General features: G+C 56.4%; 11 protein-coding genes. 2 read left to right on the forward strand and 9 right to left on the reverse strand.

Translation table 11 applies throughout. The features are described from left to right. The first annotated feature begins 54 nt into the window (after positions 1–54). The gene (locus M5M_RS06565) at positions 55–4,962 is read left to right on the forward strand and encodes a PA14 domain-containing protein (protein ID WP_015046694.1); all 4,908 of its coding nucleotides are present in this window, start codon (positions 55–57) and stop codon (positions 4,960–4,962) included. A gap of 175 nt (positions 4,963–5,137) precedes the next feature. Continuing rightward, complete coding sequence (locus tag M5M_RS06570; protein ID WP_015046695.1) at positions 5,138–5,599, forward strand: nuclear transport factor 2 family protein; 462 nt, start codon at positions 5,138–5,140, stop codon at positions 5,597–5,599. 114 nt (positions 5,600–5,713) lie between these two features. On the opposite strand, the gene M5M_RS06575 is transcribed toward M5M_RS06570, so the two are convergent. The 9 genes from M5M_RS06575 to M5M_RS20115 all read right to left on the reverse strand — a co-directional run bounded on the left by M5M_RS06575 (position 5,714) and on the right by M5M_RS20115 (position 22,694). After that, positions 5,714–7,165 (reverse strand): sugar porter family MFS transporter, encoded by a 1,452-nt coding sequence (locus tag M5M_RS06575; RefSeq protein WP_016389274.1) that lies wholly within the window; start codon positions 7,163–7,165, stop codon positions 5,714–5,716. A gap of 65 nt (positions 7,166–7,230) precedes the next feature. Further along, positions 7,231–9,816 (reverse strand): carbohydrate-binding protein, encoded by a 2,586-nt coding sequence (locus tag M5M_RS20960; RefSeq protein WP_015046697.1) that lies wholly within the window; start codon positions 9,814–9,816, stop codon positions 7,231–7,233. 298 nt (positions 9,817–10,114) lie between these two features. Further along, positions 10,115–12,397: a beta-glucosidase BglX gene (gene bglX, locus M5M_RS06585; protein WP_016389275.1), complete on the reverse strand. Its 2,283-nt coding sequence runs from the start codon at positions 12,395–12,397 to the stop codon at positions 10,115–10,117. Between the two features lie 141 nt (positions 12,398–12,538). After that, positions 12,539–15,100, reverse strand: coding sequence for a cellulase family glycosylhydrolase (locus M5M_RS06590; protein WP_015046699.1), 2,562 nt, complete (start codon positions 15,098–15,100; stop codon positions 12,539–12,541). A 55-nt stretch (positions 15,101–15,155) separates the two neighbouring features. Then, complete coding sequence (locus M5M_RS06595) at positions 15,156–17,561, reverse strand: TonB-dependent receptor (protein ID WP_015046700.1); 2,406 nt, start codon at positions 17,559–17,561, stop codon at positions 15,156–15,158. Between the two features lie 415 nt (positions 17,562–17,976). Then, positions 17,977–19,023 (reverse strand): AraC family transcriptional regulator, encoded by a 1,047-nt coding sequence (locus M5M_RS06600; RefSeq protein WP_015046701.1) that lies wholly within the window; start codon positions 19,021–19,023, stop codon positions 17,977–17,979. 225 nt (positions 19,024–19,248) lie between these two features. Continuing rightward, positions 19,249–20,175 (reverse strand): RluA family pseudouridine synthase, encoded by a 927-nt coding sequence (locus M5M_RS06605; protein ID WP_015046702.1) that lies wholly within the window; start codon positions 20,173–20,175, stop codon positions 19,249–19,251. Between the two features lie 165 nt (positions 20,176–20,340). Next, the gene (locus tag M5M_RS19395; RefSeq protein ID WP_015046703.1) at positions 20,341–20,937 is read right to left on the reverse strand and encodes a hypothetical protein; all 597 of its coding nucleotides are present in this window, start codon (positions 20,935–20,937) and stop codon (positions 20,341–20,343) included. Positions 20,938–20,975: 38 nt separating this feature from the next. Further along, a complete protein-coding gene (locus tag M5M_RS20115; RefSeq protein WP_016389278.1) occupies positions 20,976–22,694 on the reverse strand; it encodes a thrombospondin type 3 repeat-containing protein in 1,719 nt (572 codons plus the stop codon). Between the last annotated feature and the right edge of the window lie 68 nt (positions 22,695–22,762).

The raw sequence follows: 22,762 nt of genomic DNA on the forward strand, positions 1-22,762 counted from the left end.
GTACAATAATTGAATCTACCATGGAAGCTCCCAATAACCTGGCAGCTGACGATCATGACCTTCCTCCGATTATCCCTGATTTTTACTGCCGCCCTGTGTCTTGCGGCCTGTGGCGGTGGTTCATCCGGCTCATCCGAGCGCAATGGCAACCCCATTATTGATTTAACCCCTGGCAGCGGCTCGGGTGACAGTACAGATAATGGCACCGGCGGCGGTAACGACACGGGATCTGGTAACAGTGGCGGAGATGACTCTGACGCAGGCAGCGATACCGACAGCGATGGACAAAGCAACGGCAGTGTTCCGGATACACCACTACCGGCACCGCAGAATTTTGTCGTCACTGATACCTCTCAGATTGGTGTATCACTACGCTGGGACAGCTACGTCGCTTTCGACCAACTGGCCGGCTACCGGGTGTATCGCGATGGCGAGCAAATAGCAGAGGTTGCCAAGGACATGACCATCTGGACCGAATCCAATCTGGACAGCTTGCGCACCTATCGATACAGCCTTGAAGCGTTTGACCAAAGCGGCACAACGACACCGCAGGTGCACTTGAACGTGACCACCCTGGAAAACCTGGCGCCCACTTTTGCCCCCATTACCGAACGGCTGTTTATCCCCGCCACGACAACCGCGGACGTCACGCTTTTTACCTGGGCAGTGGAAGACCCGGAGCAACAACCGCTCCGATATGTCATTTCCCAGGGCAATGAACAGCAACTGTTTCGCATTGATGCAGAGGGCAAGGTCAGCACCACACAATTACTGACCGATGCGGCAGCAAAAAATTTCACGCTGATACTGGAGGCCCAGGACGGTGCCAATGCGGTGAGCGAGAGCCTGAACATTTCTGTTATGGCTAGTGAACCGGGCGCAAGTTTCAGTTACTACAACCAGGTGACACTGGCCGACCTGCAGGGCATAGATCCGCAGATCGATCAGCCGGCCAAAATCTACGCATTTGAAAGCCTGGAATTTGAAAACCTGGGCAATAATTACGGCATGGTGACCGAAGCCTATCTGGTACCGGAAACCACCGGCGACTACACCTTTTACATTGCCGGTGACGACGAAACCGAGCTGTACATCAGCGCCGATCACACGACCGAAAAACTGGCGTTGGTCGCCTACCGACATGCCAGCACCGCGTTTCGCGATTTCACCCGATCGGCCACCCAACGCTCAGAACCCATCACATTACAAGCCGGTCAGTATTACGCGCTGCGCGCGTTGCTGAGAGAAGGCGGTGGTGCCGACCACATGTCGGTTGCCTGGCAGGGGCCGGGTGATTCCGAACCCACGATTATTGGCGCCAATGCAATTCGCCCGGTGAACGACCTGATGGCACCGGAAGCGCCGAATTTATTCGCGGTCGCGCCGTTGGAAAACAGTCGCTACCTGCTCACATGGGAAACCAGTAAAGACAATGTGGGCATAGCGTATTACAACGTGATGGGTAACAAGGGTGAGTTGCTGGCAACCACCGAAGACACGTCCATCACCCTGACCGGCCTACAGGAAAATACGCGTTACCACTTTACCATCCAGGCAGTCGACCTGGCCGGCAATCTGTCGCCGCTGAGCAATTCCCGCTCCATTGTGATCAACGATACCACGCCACCACTGACGCCCACCGGTTTCCAGGCGGAGAGCACCAGCCAGCGCAGCGCCGGCTTGCGCTGGTTAACCGGCGAATCAAACCTGCGCTACGCGTTGATCAGAAACGGCAATAAAATCGCCGAAACCATGAACGCCAGCTATCTCGACACCCAGCTGGAACCTGCGCAGACCTATGCCTATGAACTGGTGGCCATTGATCGGGCCGGCAACCGTTCAGCGCCGGCAACACTGGAACTCACCACACCTGACTGGCCAGACGGCAGCCCGGCCATGGCGCGCGAACAATTTCTCTTCGTCATGGCCATGGATAGGTTTTCCGAGGGCACCAAAGTGGGCACGGTGGCCGCAGCCGGCGACAACTTGCGCTGGCGCATCGCCGGCGGCGAACAGGCCCAAAGCTACCACATTGATGCCGATACAGGCCTACTCACCTTGGCAAAATCAGTGGACATCACTGCCGCACGAATTGATGCATTGGTGATCGCCATCAGCAATGAACGCGACGGAGAGACTGTCGAGATCACCACCGATGTGAGCGTGCATTTCCTGTCAGATTTTGCCAAACAGCAAACCGGGGCCTCGCGTGAGTACTGGGCCAATCAGAACGGCCATACAATAAATGACATTGACTTCCTGGCTGCACCGGCGTTGAAAGATACCGTGGCGACGCTGGATACACCGATAAACCAAGGCGAGACCTATTCACAACGATTCCGCGCGTACCTGAAGCCCGCCGTATCCGGTGAATACCGGTTTTACCTGGCGGCTGACGATGCCGCGCAGCTGTGGGTATCCGATGATGCGCACACCGCAAACACCGAGCTGGCCGCAGAAATTACCTACTGGGTCAATCGCCACCAATTCAAAGGCAGCACCGCCAGTTTCCAACTGGAGGCCGGCAGCGTCTACTACCTTGAGGCAGTCCACAAAGAAGGTACCGGGGGTGATCATTTTGCGGCCGCCTGGCAAACAGAAGGCATGAGTGCGCCCGCCATCATTCCGGGTGATCAATTGATCCCCTTCGCCGTGGTTCACCCAGAGGCACCACGGGTAGTCAATGCAACGCAAACCGGCTACGAACAAGGCGGCAACCAGCTCTCCTTGACCATTGAACTGGCGGATGAAATCCCCGATACCATTATTTATCTGTACATCGGCACCCTTGACGGCGGCGAACAAAACGATGCCTGGGACAGTGTTATCCGCCTGGACAACCTCCATGCCGGCATCAACAATATTGTGATCGATGATATTGATCCCGGCAGCGAGTACTTCTACAAAACCAGCGTCACCACGGCAACGGGAACGCATTGGGGTGCCACGAACAAGATTCAGACCGAAGACGCCGGAATTGCGGGATCCACCAAACAACTGCCGGACGCGCTCAACCTGAAGGTCACGGTAAATAGCGAGGAACACAGCGTGTTTCTGGAGCGCTATTCCGTCCGCATGCCCGGCTTTGCCTTATATACCTACGACCACTGGGCCGAGAAAAAACTGCAGAAAATCATACCGACACCGGAAGTGCGCACCTACCGGGGCTTTATTGAAGGCAACGATGAAGTGATGGTGGCGGCATCTATCAACCCGGCGGGCAGCCTCACGCTGTCAGCCTGGGGTGGTAATGTCAGATTCTGGAGTACAACGGTGGATGTGTCTGATCAAATCAACGCCGACGCCACCAGCGTCGCTAAAAATGACGAGATCAGCATTAAAATCGGCGAGTCCAGTGACATTCCCGAAACCACTGGCAACCTCTACTACCAGCCCGAAGCCGGCATGGATTTTCACACCAATCTGGTCGCTGCCCAGTATGTACATCGCATGTTCGATGCGGAAACCGACAGCATTCTGAATGCGCTGACCATGATGGAAGCGAAGATCAATGAGTTCGACATTATGCGCGGGCGCGATGTGGGTCAGCGTTGGAAATTGTCTGAATCCATCATCCAGACACCCAGCCTGGACCCGGAATTCAATAAGGATATGACAGAACTGATCAGACCGGACTTTTTTGCCGAAGGCAACTACACCTCGAATTGGAATAATTTCCTGGTGATGTTCAAAGCCGGCACAGCCTGTCACGGCGGCGGCTACTTTGTCGGCTGCTGGACCGGTTACACCGCATTCGGGATAGACGCGCACGAAATCGGGCACAATTTCAGTCAGGGTCATGCCGTGGAAGAAGACACCAGCAACCACACCCAGGGCTTTGGCACTGGTCTTGAAATACTGGCTGCCCGCGGCACCTTAAAGGCCATGCAAACCGACAGCCGCATGCCCATGGCAGAGCCGATGGACACGCCCATGCCACCCAAGGCGTTTAAGGATTATGCCACGGTGTATATCAACCAAAGCACCAGTATCAGCCCGGTCATCAACGATTACGACAGCAATGGCGACGCACTCGCGCTCGACAGCGCCGCCAGTGAAAGCGTTGCAGGTGGCTCGGTGCTGGTCAGCGGCAGCAAGATTACCTACACACCGCCGCTCGACTACACAGGCACGGATTCCTTTCACTACTATGTCACCGATGGCGCCTTGCGCACCAAAGGCAGCGTGGAAATTCAGGTGCTTGGTACCAATGTGGCCGGCCGCTGGAATTTCGACCAGCTTGTCGAGTCCACGTTTGAAAACAGTGTGAATGAAGCCCTATATCTGGAAGCAATGAGCGCCCCCAAAAGTGCTAATGATTCCTTTAGTCTGCATAACTTCATCACACCCGGCGTATCGGGCAATGCATTCCAGTATCCAACCTACTTGCGTGTATTTGCGAAAAGTGATCCTCTGACCAGCGACCCCGAGGGCCACAAACGTCAACCGCATTATTACGACCCGGGCTACAAGAGTTTTTCTGCCGCACTGCACTTCCGCCTGAACGATACGGAAGGTACCCAAGTATTGTTGGACAAGGGCACCTACACCGGCTGGCAACTGTATGTGGAAAACCAGGACCTGGTAGCGCGCGTGTTCCACCACAACAAGTTGCTCATTACCGATCACACGATTGCCCGTGCGGAAGGCGTGGTCACGGCCGGCAATTGGCAACACGCAGCAATCGTAATAGATCGCGCGGCGAACCGACTCAGGGTTTATCTGAACGGTGATGAAGTCGCCTCAAGCGAACTGATCGATTCGGACGCCCCGATTCTTTCCGGCGCACCACTGGCATCTTACAGCAACACCAAGTCGGTGCTCAGCGCGGGTAAATTTGCGCAACCGGTCTGTAACGAGCAGGGTGACTGCACGCCCGATGGCCTGGCCGCCTACGATGATGTTGTGGTCTATCACAAGGCCCTGAGCACCAATGACGTCAAAGCGCTCGTAACGCCTTAACCCCTGAACCCATTCCCTTAGGTAGATCGCCGGCTGGTTTGGCGCCTCTTATGAGGCGCTTTTTTTGCGGGTGACAGATTGCAAGCACCACGCGCGCGCCTCGATTCCGACGTTGTAATGCCAGGCTACACCCTATAGTATCGGGCGACCTTTCACGCACAGGGACAACAAAAATATGGTTCGTTATCTGGTTCTGTTTGCATTGACCATTGGCAGCCTGACCGCCAATGCCAACGACATAGATATGAAAGCGTTTGCACAGACCTACTTTGACGCAGCGGTCAAAACCCAACAGCCCGGTGCCTCCGCCGAGGATATCGAAGCCTACCTGGCATTGCTCACCGATGATGTCGGCCATACTCATCTGCCCTGGTATAACGACGACAGCCGTGAGCCGGATGGCAAGGCTCAGATGCGCAAGGGCATGATGTTCTATCTGGGGGCGCATAGCCACTATCATGCAGAGCTGCTCAATGTCTTCACGTTTAATCAGTCGGCCATTGCCATCCGCTATCGCCACAGCGCCAAAGGCGTTCGCCCAGATACAAAAGAACCGGTGGAGTATGAGAGCGTGATGATGGAGTTGCTGGAATTGGAAAACGGCAAGGTTGCCGTGATCCGGAAAAACCACGAATAATATTCAGCTTCGACTACAACCCTGCGCATGGAAAGCGCGGAATCAGATGTTATCTGTTTCTTAAGGTGGATTGCGCTTTCGCTTAATCCACCCTACGGAAGGTGCTGGTTGTTGTTAATTATCCTGTTTCGTCCACACTTTGCTCAGGTCCTCCAGACTCTGGCCTTTGGTTTCACGCACCGCCAGCACCACAAACACCAGCGCCAGCAAACAGAAAGCGGCAAAGATCAGATAGGGCAGCGCGCCATTGAACAGGCTCTGGTTTATCGCCAGTTGATTCACCACCGGAAACAAGCCCGCCACAATGGCGTTGAACAACCATTGTGCCGCTACGGCAATAGACAGCGCCTGGGCGCGGTATTGATTGGGGAACATTTCCGATAGCAGTACCCACACCACCGGCCCCATGGAAATGGCGAAGGCGCCGATAAACAATAAAATGCTGATCAGTGCGGTCATGCCGAGTTTGCCGGTTAACAACATCGTGGAAAATATCAACAGGCCGAGCATCATACCGGTGAGCCCGAGCAGCAGCAGAGGTTTGCGGCCCCAGCGATCAACAGTGACGATGGCCACAATGGTGGCGGCAAAATTCACGCCGCCCAGCCACAATTGCTGCTTGAGCGCATCGGCCGGCCCGTAGCCCAGGGCCTGACTGAAAATTTCAGCGCCGTAATAAAGAATGGCATTGATGCCGGTAACCTGCTGGAACACACTCAGCAAAATACCCACCAACAGCAGATTGCGCAGCGGTTTAGCCAGAAGCTGGCGCCAGTGACCTGCGGAAGAAGCACCCACATCCTGCTCAATGGCGTTCAATTGCTGCTCTGGCTGCGGGTAGCCAAGATTGCGGATAACGCCAAGCGCGCGCGAGCTTTGCCCTTTCAACACCAGCCAGCGAGGGCTTTCCGGCACCAGCAACAACAACAGCAAAAAGGCCACGGCGACCGGCGTTTCAGACCAAAGCATCCAGCGCCAACCGTGACTCAGGTTATAGGCGTGGGCGTCGGCCTGCGCCTCGGCAGACAGCGCAGCCACATTGCCGCCACCAATGCCGTAACTGGCGAGGAATACCACAAAAAATCCCAACACGATGGCGAACTGATACAGCGAAACCAGTTTTCCACGCACCGCCGCCGGAGCAATTTCCGCGATGTACATGGGTGCCGCCATAGAAGCCAGGCCCACACCGATACCACCGATCAAGCGATAGATACTCAGGCTGGTTAGAGATTCCGCCGCCCCGCTGCCGACTGCGGAAATCACAAACAGTATCGCGGAGAATATCAGCGCCGGCCTGCGGCCATAGCGCGAGGTGAGCAGGCCCGCTACCAACGCACCCAGCAGGCAGCCATAGAGGGCACTGCCCACCGCCCAGCCCTGCTCGGCGGCAGACAAGGAAAAATATTCCGTGAAATACAACTGGCTGCCGGAGATCACACCGGTATCATAACCAAATAAAAAGCCCGCCAGCGCTGCCACAATGGCGCTTTTCAGCAAGGGCCAGCCAAGTGGTTCGGATTGATCTGCCGCCATCACCGCGGCATTCATGTGAAGTTCTGTCATTGCCACACTCTCATACAGTATGAAAAAAGCCCGCCGGATAGCGGGCTGTTATTACAGTTAAAAAATCACAGGCCAGGCGCCTGGAAACGCCAGCGCTGCGACGCCGTATTGTTGTACAACTGGGTACTGACATTGCTGCCATTGGCACCTGTCGAGCCAGACTGACCCAACACTTCATCACCTGCGCCGGTGCGGATCACATAGCTGCCGTCGGTTTGTGCTTCCAGTGTCCATTGCTGGTTTTCATTGGCGACACACTGCCACTGATGCACATTGTCCGAGCCACTGTCTGCATCCAGGCAGTTTCCGCTGTGTTGAGCGGCAAGCGAGTAACGATCATTGCCCACTGACTGCACCAACCAATGCTGGTTGTTACCACCACTGTAATCCCACAGCTGCACATTGGCGCCATTGCTATTGGATACGCCGGCCACATCCAACACCCGGCCACCGGCTTCGTTTACCACCACATAAGTACCCGATTCGAATTCGCCCACGGGCACATCCGCAGCCGCTTTGAACGACACCCAGTTCAGGTTGGCGCCACCATTCAATACTTCAATACGAATCTGGTGTTCGCCTTCAGCCAAATGGGTGCTGAAGGTTTTGGTTTGCCAGCTTTGCCAGCCACCGGTTGCCGGCACATCCACAATGCCCCGTGCTTCACCGTTCACCAACAGTTGTAAACGACCGCCGCCGGGCTGACTGGCCACCCGCAGGGCAACGTCTACATTGCCCGCCTGCGCAACACTCACCGCACCCAATGCCAGCCAATCACCGCCGTCCAGCCAGCCTACGTTCTGGCCGCCACCGGTATCCGATGTGGCTTCCGTTTGCACGCCCAGCATGTCGCAATAATCCTCTGCCTGCAGCGTGACCGGGATGGCGGCAACTTGTGTATCACAGGGTGAAGGGCTGGGTGTGGGCGTTGGCGTGGGTGTTGGCGTAGGTGTTGGTGTTGGTGTTGGCGCGCTTTGTTCGCTTACCGATAACCAATTCACATTGATGCCCGCGCTGTCAAAGCGCACCTTCAGCGTGTGTTCGCCGGCGGACAAGGCAATACCCGTTTGCGACGTCTGGTAGCTTTGCCACGCGCCGGTGACGGGCAAGGCCAGGTTCGCCTGCACGCTGTCATTCAACAACACAGCCACTTGCCCTACCTGTTCTTTGACCGCCGCGCGCATCGCCAGCTGATAGTCTCCGCCTGCCGGCACATTAATTTTGTACTCCAGCCAATCACCAGCATCCACCCAACCCACATTCAGGTTGCCGTCCACATCGCCGGTGGATTCGGTTTGCACACCAAAGGCGGCGCAATAATCTTCTGCCTCAATCCGCCCCGGCACCGCCACTGCCGCTGCGTTTTCACATCCGGCAACGGGCTGGCTGCCACCATCGGGTTTAACGGCTTCATAGAAACCGTTGTGCCACACGTGGCTGGGGTGGCCGTTGACAATGTTGTTCTGGGCGAAGCTGATCATGGCGGAATAAGCATCCGTGGGAGGCGTGCCGCCGTGGTTGATAAACTGTTTTACCCGTTCGTACTCGGCATTGGTGGGGATGGTCCACAGGGTTTTGTCGTGCGACATTTTTTTGAACGACCAGGGATAGTAACCCGCCAGATTGGCCTTGGCCCAATCGGCAATGGCCTTGAGGTTGCCCTCGTCGGTCTCACCGAATTCACCAATGATCAGCGGAATGCCCAGGCGATTAGTGATCTGCTCGCGTCCCACGGTGCCGGACACAGGGCCGTAATGGTGAATCTGGTAAGTGAGGTTGTGGTCCCATTGCGCACTCACACCACTGGCGGCTTGTACCTGCGGATCCTGCCAGTCAATTTTGGTGAGGTCCGATCCCCACCAGCTGCCTTCGGCCACAATCATGTGATTGCTGTCCACTTCCCGGATGGCGTTGCGCAGGGTGACCAATGAACCCAACAACTCCAACTCGCGCCCGGGCTGGGGTACCGGTTCGTTGATCAGGTCGTAACCCAGAATCATGGGTTCGTCTTTGTAGTAATCGGCAATGTGACGCCACACGGCTGCCGCCGTTGCCACATTATTGCCATCCCAGAATTTCACCGTGTCGCGCGGCTGGCTGGCATTGGAATCGCCATTGTCGGCGTGGTCACCCGGGTTCTGATAACCGGGTGCCGCATGCATATCCAGCAGCACGTAAATGCCGTGGGTCCGGCAGTGCTCCAACAGGGCATCGATGTATTGGAAGCCATGATTGCTGGGTGCGCCATTTTGCCAGAACATATTGAAATGGAACGGCACCCGCACGGTGTTGAAGCCCAACAGTTTCAGATCCGCGATGGCATTTTCATTCACATAATGCAGTCGCCATTGGTGCTCGAATTCACGCGCCTTGGTCTGGCTCCCAAACGCCGCCGACAGCGAGTCCAGAAACTGCGAATGGGTGCGGTAATTAAAATCACCCATCATCAGGTAACCTTCCCACAACAGCCAGTTGCCAAGATTGATACCGCTCAGGTACATGGGCTCACCTTCCGGTGAAAGAATCTGCGTACCTTCCGTTCTTACATAATCGGCATAGGCCGATCCGAATACGCAGCTTGCCAGTGTGACAGCACCCACGGCCTGATACAGGCGGGTGCGGAGCCTGTTTGATTTTTTCTTCGTTATCATTGCTTGCCTCTATTGTTATGTTTTAGCTGTGACGAAACCGCAGCGACTGCTCAACTTCCGCTGCACTTTGTATTCCCCGGAATGCGGGGGAATTCTGAAAAAGACCCTCCCTAAGGAGGGCTAAACGAGAGAGCGGACCAACAGGCTGCTGAAAAACTACCTTCGTTGTTTTTACGACGCTAAAAACATTCTCAAATGCTCATTTATTTTTTATAAACTGCGCTTTTCGACTGTTTTTAACACCCTAAAAACTACCTCGCTTACGTTTTTCAGCGGCCTGTTGAACCGCCCGAGGGAATCAGCGCAGTTCAAAACCCGCTTGCAATCCCGCTTCGGCATGCGGGGCTACCCACACATCAAATTGGCCGGGTTCAAGCAACGGTTCAGGGCCTTCGCCGAAAAACGCGAGTTGTTGGGCCGTGAGCTCAAATTGCACGCGGGTGGATTCACCTGCCGCCAATTGAACGCGCACAAAATCTTTCAGCTCGCGCACGGGCCGGGCAATGGAGGCCACCTTGTCACGCACATAAAGCTGCACCACTTCTTCCGCCGCTACCGCGCCGGTATTGGTAATGGTGGCCGATACGGTGATGGATTGATCCGCCTTCATTACCGGGCCGCTGAGCGTCAGGTCACTGTATTCAAATGCGCTGTAGGTGAGCCCGTAGCCAAAGGGATACTGGGGGCGATGTCCGTAATCCAGGTGGTTGGAGGAATTACCCGGCGCGTGCTGAAACACACCTTGCTCGATAGCCTGCATGCGCGTGTAGTTGTCGTCGGTGGCCGGGCGGCCGGTGGCGAGATGGTTGTAGTAAATCGGGATCTGACCTTCGCTCACAGGCCAGGTTAACGGCAGTCGCCCTTTGGGTGACACATCGCCATACAATACATCCACCAGCGCAGGCCCCGCCATAGTGCCCGGATGCCAGGCCATCATCAGCGCGTCCACTTTTTGCTCCGCACCATCCAACGCCACAGGCCGGCCCGCCATAATCACCATCACGACCGGTTTGCCGGTGGCAACCAACAGGTCCAACAAGGGCTGCTGCGCGCCGGGCAGGCTGATATCGCCCCGGCTATGGCCTTCGCCGGACAGGATCGACTCTTCACCGGCGAGGTAGAGAATCACATCCACTTCGGCAAGCGCTTTGCGGGTGGCTTGAAAATTGATCTGCGAATGATCGCGGGAATTTTCAAGCGTGGGCAGATACTTTACCTGTGCGTCGCCAATGCGCTGAGTAAGCGCCGGCAACAGACTGTGGCTGTCATCTTTCGAACCATCGTAAATCCAGGTGCCCAACTGCTCGTGGGGCACGTCGGCCAGAGGGCCAACGAGTGCAATGCGCTGTGAAGGTTTGAGCGGCAACACGCCATTGCGATGCTCGAGCAAAACAAAACTCTCGCGCGCCGCCTGACGGGCCGCCTCCAGATAGTCAGCCTTCAACCAGGGCGTGACTTCTGCGGCGGGCATGGGCGTTTCAAACAAACCCAATTGAATTTTTGCTTTCAGCATATTGCGCACGGCATTATCCACCTGCTGTATGGATACCACACCGTCCTGAATCAGTTGCGGCAGCTGCTGCTCGTAGGTCTGGGTATACATTTCAAAATCCACCCCGGCGTTGAACGCCAAGGCTGCAGCCTCGCGATCATCGGCCGCCACCCCGTGCGGAATCATTTCCTTCACGGCGTTCCAGTCGCTCACCACAAAACCGGGAAACCGCCATTCACCACGCAACACATCGGTCATCAGAAACCGGTTGCCGGTGGCGGCCACGCCGTTAAGGGTGCTGTAGGAAGTCATGATCGACACCAGGCCTGCATCCACGGCGTCTTTAAAGGGTGGCAGGTAGATATTGCGCAATTCGTGTAGCGGCACGTTCACGGTGGCGTAATCGCGCCCGGCTTCACCGGCGCCATAGGCGGCAAAATGTTTGGCGGTGGCCGCCAATGCCGTAGGCGAGCTTAAATCATCGGTTTGAAATCCCTTGACCATGGCGGCACCCAGGCGGCCGGTAAGCAATGGATCTTCACCCAGCGATTCCGCTATGCGACCCCAGCGTGCATCACGGCTTATGTCGATCATGGGCGCAAAAGTCCAGCGGATACCCACGCTGCTCGCTTCCTGTGCCGCCACGCGCGCACCGGCTTGCACCAGTTCCGGATTCCAGCTGGCAGCCTGGCCGAGCGGAATAGGAAAAATCGTTTTGTAGCCGTGGATCACGTCCTGGCCAAACAGCAGCGGAATGCCCATCCGGCTGCCTTCAACGGCGGCCGCCTGTAGTTTTGCAAACGCGTCCGGGTCCAGCTTGTTGGCGCTGACATTGAGAAAGCCCCCTACCCGCCCGGCTTTTACATCGTTCAACGTTTGGGTCATCGCCTCTTGCGTTGACGCCATGCTCCAATCCCGCAGCGACAGTTGTCCGATTTTTTCTTCCAACGTCAGTTTGCCCAGCAGCGCCTCTACTTGCGCATCTATGGGGTCGGGCGATGCTTTATTACTGGCATCCATCCCACTCAGGCCCACAAGCCCCAAGACGCCGACTACCAGCACAACAAAAAAATATCTGGCCGTTTTCATCAAATACTCCACTTGCGGCAGGCTGAAAAACACTCAGCCGTGCACGGGCACACAAGCCTCACCCGGGCACACCGATTACCAATGGTTTCAGGAAAAAGTCCTGCGCCTTGCGGCGCAGGCATTCAGGGAAAGATCACGCGGTCAATTATTTGGCCCTTTGAACTCCAACCAGTTGAGGTTCCACTGGTTATCGATGGAGTTGAGACGCAACTTGCCGGCGCCGGCGGGCAAGGTGACGCTGGTGGTCACAGTCTCATAGGTTTGCCAGCCACCGGTGTTGGGTACCGTTACGGTATCCAACACCACGCCGTCCAATTCAACCGCGAAGCGCACATCACCTACCAGACTCGCCAGGCGGAAATCCAGTTGGTAATCACCGGCGGTGTCCACTTTGATTTCGTACTCGACCCAACGGCCGGGTTCAAAGTGGCCGATATTCTGGCCACCGCCGATATCGCCAGAGCCTTCGGTTTGTACGCCCGGATGGGCAGCGGTGTAGTTTTCTGCCTCAATTTTTGTCGGCAAGGTGTAGAAGGTCGGACCGCTGGCGACGATGTCACTGGCGTAACCTTCATCGGTGCTGTTGTAGGCCGCCACGTAGTAGTAATAGGTGGTTTCCGGCACCAGGTCCTGGTCGCTGAAACGCGCCTGATCCACTTCGGCAATCACTTCGAAACCGGAGCGTGGCGCGGTGGAGCGGTAGACCCGGTAGCCTTCCACGTCACCGGAGGAAGCCGCCCAGGACACATCGTTGGCCGTGTCGCTGACGGTAATTACCAGATCGGTGGCTTTGCCGGGAATGTTGGTGAAAATGGTGGCTGGTGCGTCACTCTTGAGCGAGGTCATCACCGCGTCATTCTGCACATAATCCATGGTGGCGAATGCGCTGAAGAAATCTTCAATGGCTTCAATGGAGTCATTGTTGATATCCACTTTCGGCAGCGCGCGGCCATCCACATCCTGCCACCATTGCGGCTCATCGGGCACGAGGTAAATTTCGGCCCACATGTCGTTACCGCCATCACCGTTATCTTTGAAGCGACCGGACAAGGTGTAAGACTGACCACCTTGCACTTCCACGGCCTGATAGATCACGGTGTTGTGACCAGCCGGGGCGGTTACCCGTAAACTGGGCGACGTATCCACACCGGCGATTTCGCCCGCGGCATAGTTGTAATCGTAATTGTGCGGGTCACCCCACACCTGCACTTTGGTCCAGCCGGTATCACTGCCGAACTCGCCGTTCACCACCAGATTGTCGCCGGTCGCATCATTGGTGAGCGCGATGCTGTCGTAAGACACATCGGTGCCATTGAAAGAACCGGTTTTGATGGCGAGGTACATGGTCTTGGTGCCTTCACCGGCATAGGGCACGGTGGATCGCGCAGGCACGTCGCAGGCGTTCCCGAAGGTGGACTCCCAGTTGTTGCAGCTCCAGGTCTGGGCTTTGGTAAGCAGTTGGTTGCCGTTGTTGGTCACCAGGCCCCATTGGCCATTGCCCACACCGCCGGACTTGGATGTGGTTTTCAGCGACCAGGCCGTGGCCGCCCAGTTCAACAGGTTGTACTTGTCGAAGCTGGCGCGGGTAATTTCGCCACCCAGATCACCGAGGCCGGTCCAGGGTTGCATTTCGCCCACCAGCGTTGGCGTGTACACATTGCGCGCTAGACGTGCCCAGTCACACACGCCGTCCTGGCCTGACTCACCACAGGTAATCCAATCGCGGTGCACGGCATAGCCGATTTCACCCCAACCAAATAAACCAGGATAGAAATGGAGATCGAAAGCGACGTTTTCCATGCCCAGATCCAATGGATCACCGTAGCCGGAAATGCCGTCGGCATTGTGGCCGGCCAGAATAATGATGTGATCCTGGTCGATTGCACGGATTGCCTGATACAGCTCCACCGAAAATTCGGCCAAGGTTTCCGAATCCGTACCCCAGGGTTCATTCAGCAAACCGTAGCCGGCAACCGTGGCTTCGCCCTTGTATTTGGAGGCAATCTGTTGCCACAGCCAGACGGTGCGGTCGCGGTTTTCGGCACTGTCCCACAATTCGTTTTTGCCTGCGCAACCGGTGTGTTGCTCCCAGCCCTGACCGCCAGCGGCACCATGGAGATCCAGCACCACATACATTTTGCGCGCTTTGGCTTTGGCGATGGCATCGTCCAGGTAATCCCAGGCATCGGCGCGCAGGGTTTTGGGTGCGGCGTCATCTTCAAGCAGGTTGTAGGGGAAAGGAATCCGCACCAGATTAAAGCCGGCCTCGGCCATCAGATCCCAATCCGCTTCGGTGATCCAGGAGTCGCGGTGCAGTTTGATAATGCGTTCTTTTTCATCCGCACCGAAACGCGTTTCGAGTACTGATTCCAGTGTGCACTGATCGGGAATACCGGCACCGAGTGGATTTTCGCTGGCGTCGAACATCCACAGTTCCATCGAGAGCCAGTTACCCAGGTTAATACCGCGCAGCGAGACTTTCTGGCCTTCGGCATTGGCCCAGAGGGTACCGTTTGCTTTCAGGAAGCTGTAATTTTCGTCGCCGGATTCCGGCTCTTCAAACGCGGGCGGCACCGGCACAATGGGATTGGGCGCTTCGCTGCCACAAGCGCCGAGCAGCGCGGCGGCCATTACCGTTGCCGCCATGGGCATCACGCGGGCGCGGTTAATTTTTTCTATTGCGGTTGCAAGTGATTTTTTCATTATGTTCACCATAGAATTTCGTTGGGCCGACGGCCTGCGCCGCCGGCCGTGGTCATCAGAAGCTGGCAGCGAAACGCACACCGGCGGTACGGGGTGCGGCGTAGCGGCCCGGGAAACCGGCGGCAGTGTTGTTATCTACCGAGGAGCTGGACTTGGTCATTTCGTTGGTGGCGTTATTGACAAACAGATCCACCGTCCAGTTTTCACCTGAGTCGTACATCAGCCCCAGATTGACCTTGGTATGTGCGTCCTGACCGGCCGGATTACCGTAGTAACGACCGGTTTGTTGCACATCGTTGATGACGTTATTAATTGCAGCGCTGTTTTCGTTCTGGTCGCGGAAGTAGACATCATCCACCCAGCGCATATTGAAGCGCGGCGTGAGCGTGCCTTTGGCCAGAGCGAAGTCCCAGCGGAAACCTATGTTGAAAGAAAATTCTGGCGACTGAGGCATGATATTGCCGGCCAGATCGTAAAGCCCGGTGGGTTCGCCGTTTTCATCCAGAATCGGCGTGTTGTTGTCGCCATAACCGCCGTTATCCACCACATAATCGGTGTAATGTGCATCCAGATAGCCACCCGAGAAATCGACCATACCGGCCTCACCCACCAGCCAGGTCAACTCCAGTTCCAGACCGGAAATTTCCGCGCCCGCCACATTGGAGTTCACAATCTGGTTTTCTTCTTCATCGTAACCGGAGCGGATCAGGTTGTCGTACTGCATGAAGAAGGCGGCGGCATTCAAGCGCACGCGCTCGAAATCCACTTTGTAACCCAGTTCATAGCTGGTGCTGTTTTCAGGCTCGGTGGCGCCACCGGCATCCTGAATCACACCGGCACGGTAGCCGGAGCCCACACTCAGGTACGCCAGCTGGTCATCCCATTCGTAAGATGCGCGCACCAGATAGGTGAGCTGATCATCTTCCACTTCCACGTCGTTGCGTTTGTCGGCTTTACAGCTGCCGCGGGTGCGCTCGAGCCCGGTGAGATCGTCCAGGCCATCGGCACCTTCTGCACCGGTGCGGTTGTTGAGGAAATCTTCAAAGGTCACCAGCGCCGAGCCGCCCAATGTGGGCCGGATATAACCATCGCAGTCGTCGCCGTAGTTGCGGCCACCGCGGTCGTATTTCAGATCGTCGGTGTAACGTAAACCGCCGGTCACCGAAAATTCATCGGTGATATGGTAGGTCAGCTGACCGTAGGCCGCGGCCGATTCCGAACCGCGCGCGGGCTGGATAAAGGTGGCACCGCGCTGGTTCAGCCAGGGGCCATCGCCATCAAAGTCAAACCGGATGGCGGTTTCTTCTTCGAAATAATACAGACCCACGGTCCACTCCAGGGTTTCGGCATCGAGGTTCTGGAATTTCAGCTCATGGCTGGCCGCCGTGGAGTTCTGATATTCGGTGCGGGCTTCGCGGAACATGGACAGTACTCCCGCATCCTGATCCACCACTTGTTCACGGCTCAGGTCACTGGCGCCGAAAATGTATTCCACGTTGATGCCATCGGTGATGTCGTAACTTACGGTGGAGCGAACCACATCACTTTGCATATGCAGAGACACGGGCGAATCGATAAAGGTGTTAAAGTTACCTTTTTCCACTTCCACCGGATTCAGCAAAATACCGGTGTTGCCCTGGTCGGTGAAGGTCTCGTAGGAAAGGCTCCAGTCCAGGCCATCGGTGATTTCCCACAGACCGGTCAATCGCGCCGAGCGCACGTCGGTATTGTTGAGTTTAAGCCCTACGGTGTTGGCGGTGCGCAAGGTGGTTGGCCCGGAAAATTCACCGGCCAGACCGCGCGGATCGGTATCAATGGGTTTGACCCAGCCATCGTCCTGATCAGAATAGGCCGCTACGCGGAAGGACAGGCTGTCGGTGACCGGCAGGGTCACGCCACCAGACACCTGCTGGCGATTGAAACTGCCATAGGTCATCTGCACGTCGCCTTCGAATTCTTTACCCGGACGGCGGGTGGTGAGCAGCATGGCACCGCCGGTGTTGTTGCGTCCGAACAGTGTGCCCTGGGGGCCACGCAACACCTGGATATTTTCCAGGTCGTACATCAGCGCCAAGGCGCCCTGAGCACGCGCGGCGAAGACGCCATCCACATACACACCTACGCCCTGATCGCCGGTTTCGGTGGGGTTGTTGGTACCCACGCCGCGGATATAAATTTTGATATCGCTTTGATCTTCCTGGCCGGATACCACCAGGTTGGGGACGAAGCCATTGAGGCCGGTGACGTTCAGAATATCGTTTTCAACCAGCGTTTCCTGGCTCATGGCCGTGACCGCGATGGCCGTACTTTGCAGTGAGGCCTCGCGCCGTTCGGCGGTGACAATCACTTCCTCAAGTCCAATGGATTCCTCTTGGGCCAGCGCGTGGGGCACGGCAGCCAGAGCGAGAACTCCCGCAACCGCCATTGCCAGCGGTTGTTTTTTGTTCAGCGGGCTAATCATGAATTACCTACCTGTTATTAGAATGTGCATTGCTCAGTTTTTATTCAGCGGCCGGAAAATCTGCTCACTGTTTTTACTCCCCACACCGTGAGGGAGAGCCACAAGGAAAACGCGTTTCTGTTGTGACTGATGCACATCCTGCGCTCGGTACCGACCGCTGTCGTTCGCGCTGACGCAAGCGGGCGTTCGGCTTGTCCGGGACCGGTTCGGATCAGATAAATCCAGGTTCGAGTTATTACAAACATTCTATTTTGTTGGCTCTCAACGAGAGCGAACACTAACATCAAGCGTGCCTCATACGCTTGTCTGAGACCCGCGCAAGCGTGGTCTGAAACCCGTTCGAGGAGCCAGACAAACGCGACGGAGGGGATTCGAACCACAACAACACGAGGCTTCAGCCTGTATTTTTCGGCGGTCAGTGGGACTGAAAAATACCCTTGCCGCCGTCGGGCTCACGCCGGCTGGTTTCCCGGTACTGACTGGGTGTCTGACCCACCATGCGTTTGAAGAAGGTGTTGAAAACCGACTTACTGTTAAAGCCCACGTCGTAAAAGATATCGGTAATGGACTGATGGTCGAAGGCGGGATCTGCCAGCCGCGCCTTGGCAACCTCGATCCGTCGGCGGTTCACAAACTCGTAGAAATTAGTATCAAAATGGTGCTTCAGGATCTGCGACAGCTTGCGGGCAGGAATGTCGAGCGCATCGGCCAGCTTGTCGAGCGAAATATTGGGCAACGCGTACACGGCCGGGTCTTGCATGCCCTGCTCGATGCGCTGGACCCATTCTGCGGTCATGGCATCTTCGGTGTCCTGGCCGCTGTTGGTCTCCGAGTCAATCGCCTCCACTGTGTCAAAGCGCGAAAATTTGAGCAGGACCAATACATTAATGGCGAGGAAGTTGAGGTGATAGGCACTCACCCCCAGGTCGTTCAGCAGATCCATGTTGAAGTTCTGGGTGACCAGCCCGTGCAATTTCACCGTCAGCAATAACGCATCCAGGCAATACAGCAGCAGGATGGTGAGCATCATCGCCTTCAGCCATACCAGATCCTGCCGGTTGATATTGGCCACCGAATCCTGCAGGCGCAGGCCGTAACGCCACACCAGCGCCAGACCGAACAGGGCATAGCCCACCCGCAGGTATTTACTGGCCGCGTCGAAATAAAGGAACGGCGAAGAATAGGCAATATGCTGGGTTTCAATGAGCTGGACTTTGTCGGCAGCACTCAGTCCATAGAATGCCACCACCAGTAAAAACGCGTACAGCGCTAACGGCAACAGGTGTAACAGATCCACCCGCTTGAGCGCAAAATCCTTGTACAACAGGGCGCGTACAAACAAAAACAGAAAGGGACCGTCGAGGTAGTAAGCATAGCTGCCAAGGAAAAACAGATTAGGGGAAACATCCAGCATCCACAGGCGGAATTCTTTGCCCCAGAACACCAGCTCGTGCAACGCCATCAAACTATGACAAATCAGGAAACCAACAAAAAACCAGGTGCTAAGTGGCCGGTTCGGCTGGCTTATACTCAGAATTGCCGCAACTAGTAAACATTCGAAACTTAATAGAATAAGTGTGACGTCGTGGAAGTTAAATAATACTGTGTCCATCGCTACTACTGGGTTTTATTATCGTTTTTTCACAGACTACCACACGGCTGGAAAGGCCTCCAAGCGCGGCCTGTATCAGACCTTGCCCGTATGCCGACGGAATCCCGATATCGCCTCATCCCACGCCTGCGGCGCCAAAGGAATCAACTGCCTGAAATCGGCGGGTACTGGCGCAACAAACTGCAGCGGCTTCTGGCTTTCCGGGTGGGGAAGCTGAAGGCTCATCGCATGCAACCCCATCCGCTCGCCCGCGTTGCCATATCGTTCATCCCCAATGATGGGGTGCCCAAGCCAGGCCATGTGGGCGCGGATCTGGTGTTGGCGGCCGGTGTGGATGGTGACTTCCAGCAGGCTGCGGTTATGGGCCGAGGCGACGACTTTATAGTCGGTGAGCGCGGGCTTTGCGTCCGGATGCGGCCCCACGTGCGCGTGGTAGAGTTTTTCGTCCATGCGCAGGGGCTGATCAATAGTTCCCTGCGCAAGTTTGGGTTTACCTTGCACCACAGCCAGATAGGTTTTACTGGCTTTATCCCACGCCATCTGCACCTGCTTTTGCAATGGTGCGCTGGTGGTGAATAACAATACGCCAGAGGTGTCGCGGTCCAGCCTGTGCGCCGGCCAGAGTTTTACCGGTGCTTTGTGGCGACCCAATTGCTGGCGCAACAGCCCCAGTGCATGGTCGGATTTGGTATCGGCATTCGCCACCGACAACAATCCCGCCGGCTTGTTGATGGCCACGATGGCAGCATCCTGATAGAGAATATCCAGTGCCTGGGTACGCAACCGCTGGGTGCGCACCGCCTCTGATTGCTGGGCCGCGCGCACTTCCACCCTGTCGCCCGCAACCAGTGGATGATCGTGTTGGGTTATGAGCCGGTCATTCACAAACACACGGCCAGCGCCAAGCCGTTGCTTGACGGTGGATTTAGACCATCCGCTCAACCGGTCGAATAAAAAAGGCTGTAGCGCTTGGGGCTTAGTGACGTTGAATCGATCGGACATGGTGGCAGCACCTCGAAGGGAGAGTCACTTTACCCCTTCCTGCGTGCCGGGAGAACCGATTTCAGACAATTACAATGATAAATACAACCACAGACTAAAGAGGCAAAGGCAACCTATGGGTTTCATGGGTTGCCTTTGCCTGCACAGGTTGCTTACCTACAGACCTTATTCGGCGAGACGAACACCGATAAAAATGTTGGCCTCGGAACGGCTGGTTGAGCCACCCTCGGATTCAACAACAAAATTGTTTCCTACCAGCAACGAACCGTCTGAAGAAACAGTAAATGCTATATCGCCGTCACCGGGAATAGTTACCGTCAGGTTAGACGCTGTTTGGGCATAAGTGCAGTCAAAGGATACAGGGTCAGATGACGATGACACTGATCCATTCAGCCCGACTTCTCCCTCTTCCTGCTGGCCAGTGAAGGAGCAAGTTGCGTCTTCGTTAAAAGTCATGGTGTAAGTTTGCAAATAGTTGCCAACGGTAATGTAAAGGTTGGTCGAATCACCGCGGTTGAGTGATCCGAGCACAGTAGCCTGGTACTGGGCGCCCGACACGCTGGCCGATGCACCTGCCGCTTCCAACGCGGCGATGCGGGTATTGTTGTCGTTAATGGCGGTTACCAACGCATCGAAGGCAGCGTTCACGCCAGCGGCGGTGGCCGCCTCACCGGCAACAAAAGGCGTTACGCTGGCTTCGCCGGCAAATACTGAGCCAGACAGCGCCATCATGGTCACGAGTGCAAGAGATTGCTTTTTCATGTTACTGATTCCTCAAATTAAATTAGGTTGCGCAGGCGTTACTGCCAGGTCGCCTCATCCCAGTTAAAGTTGTCCCATACGGCCTGGGTGGTATCGCAGGCATTACCCAAGCCGTCGTTGTCGCTGTCGGCCTGATCCGGGTTGGCAACCGACGGGCAGTTGTCGGCGTTGTCACCCACACCATCGCCATCCTGATCTGCCGACTCGGCGTCATCCAACGGGAAGGCATCGTTTTCATCGGGGATGCCGTCGTTGTCGTCATCGCTGTCGGCATTGTTGCCAATGCCGTCACCGTCAGTATCGAGCGATTCGTTTTCATTTAATGGAAACGCATCATCCGCATCGGCCACGCCATCGTTGTCGTCGTCTTCGTCGGCGTTATTGCCCACGCCATCGAGATCAGTGTCGACGGATTCGGTTGCATCTTTGGGGAATGCATCCTGCTCGTCGGGCACCTGATCGTTATCGTCGTCGGTGTCGGCATTATCGCCGGTACCGTCACCGTCGGTATCGATCTGCTCGGCGGCATCGAGGGGGAAAGCGTCGTCGGCATCGGACACGCCATCACCGTCGTCGTCGTTGTCGCAGGCATTGCCTGCGCCATCGGCGTCGGTATCCAGTTGCGATGCATTGGCGATGGCCACGCAGTTATCGGCGTCATCGGTCACACCGTCGCCATCACTGTCGGGCGCCAGTTTGGCCGCCACCGGCGTCACGCTTACGCTGCCATCTTCCAATGCCTGGGTATCGGCGGTGGCGCCAGTGGCTTCGGTTTCAGCCACCAGCACCTGGGCCACATCAGACACGGGTGTTTCTGTGCCCGGTATCAGCAGCTGGGCCGGGTCGGTGGTCACGATGGCGGCCACGTCACCCACATCGGCAAAATCGGCAACCGCTTCACCTCCGGCCCGGCCATCAATCAGGCCGTCGCTCAGATCTTTGGCCATGGCTTTGAGCAATTGATCGTTGGTGACGGTGGAATTCGGATTTGCAGTTTTAGCAGAATCATTCAGCGCTACCACCAACGCGGAAACGGCTTCGATTGCCATCCGGTATTGGGCGGTTGCAGTCAGTGACGCCTGATTCACTGAAGTGGCATCGAGTAGCGGCGAGGTGGTGAACAGATTGCTGTCGCTACCCATGCCGAAGCCGTAGCTGGAGGCCACCTGCCGGCCAGCCGCTTGCACCGCATTCAGCAGTTCCAGTGTGGTTACCTCACCATCGCCATTACCGGTGTAAACGCCGTTGGCGAGATCGGCATTCTGCACCGCCAGGTCTACGGCCAGCGTGGTGAGCGGTGACGCATAGAGCGCGCCGCCGGCATCCAGCATGTCCTGAGTCACCAGGGTTCGCAGTTGGGTGATGACCGGTGCCTCGCCAGTGGTGAGGTCAGTGGTGTCGTCATCGGCGCTGATTTCCAGCCAGAATGGCGTTTCTACATCCTCGGGCAAAGACAGATCCTGAATAGCGGCAGCAGCATTGGTCGATCCCGTTGCCAGCGCTTCACCCACCAGGCCATTGGCAGATAAATCCACGGCATAGGCCGTCACCAGAGCACCCGCCAGCGGGCCTTTGACACCCGCGCCCGTCACACTCACGGTGGGGGTTGGCGTGGGCTCAGGGGTCGGGGTTGGCGTGGGCGTCGGTGTGGGGACTGGCGTCACACCGGGGTCAGAAGAAGACGAACTCCCTCCTCCACATGCGGAGATCATCAACGCCAATACTGACGCCGTGGCCCCCATAATTATCCGGTTCATGCGAACTCCTGTGTCTGGGGAATGGCTGACCGCTTGCCTGTCGGCGCAGTGGAGATCGGCAGCGCATT

The sequence above is a fragment of the Simiduia agarivorans SA1 = DSM 21679 genome (assembly GCF_000305785.2).
GTDB lineage: Bacteria > Pseudomonadota > Gammaproteobacteria > Pseudomonadales > Cellvibrionaceae > Simiduia > Simiduia agarivorans.

Coding starts and splice junctions, on each gene's coding strand:
- M5M_RS06565 (WP_015046694.1), top strand. CDS start 55: ATGACCTTCCTCCGATTATCCCTGATTTTTACTGCCGCCCTGTGTCTT.
- M5M_RS06570 (WP_015046695.1), top strand. CDS start 5,138: ATGGTTCGTTATCTGGTTCTGTTTGCATTGACCATTGGCAGCCTGACC.
- M5M_RS06575 (WP_016389274.1), bottom strand. CDS start 7,165: ATGACAGAACTTCACATGAATGCCGCGGTGATGGCGGCAGATCAATCC.
- M5M_RS20960 (WP_015046697.1), bottom strand. CDS start 9,816: ATGATAACGAAGAAAAAATCAAACAGGCTCCGCACCCGCCTGTATCAG.
- bglX (WP_016389275.1), bottom strand. CDS start 12,397: ATGAAAACGGCCAGATATTTTTTTGTTGTGCTGGTAGTCGGCGTCTTG.
- M5M_RS06590 (WP_015046699.1), bottom strand. CDS start 15,100: ATGAAAAAATCACTTGCAACCGCAATAGAAAAAATTAACCGCGCCCGC.
- M5M_RS06595 (WP_015046700.1), bottom strand. CDS start 17,561: ATGATTAGCCCGCTGAACAAAAAACAACCGCTGGCAATGGCGGTTGCG.
- M5M_RS06600 (WP_015046701.1), bottom strand. CDS start 19,023: ATGGCGTTGCACGAGCTGGTGTTCTGGGGCAAAGAATTCCGCCTGTGG.
- M5M_RS06605 (WP_015046702.1), bottom strand. CDS start 20,175: ATGTCCGATCGATTCAACGTCACTAAGCCCCAAGCGCTACAGCCTTTT.
- M5M_RS19395 (WP_015046703.1), bottom strand. CDS start 20,937: ATGAAAAAGCAATCTCTTGCACTCGTGACCATGATGGCGCTGTCTGGC.
- M5M_RS20115 (WP_016389278.1), bottom strand. CDS start 22,694: ATGAACCGGATAATTATGGGGGCCACGGCGTCAGTATTGGCGTTGATG.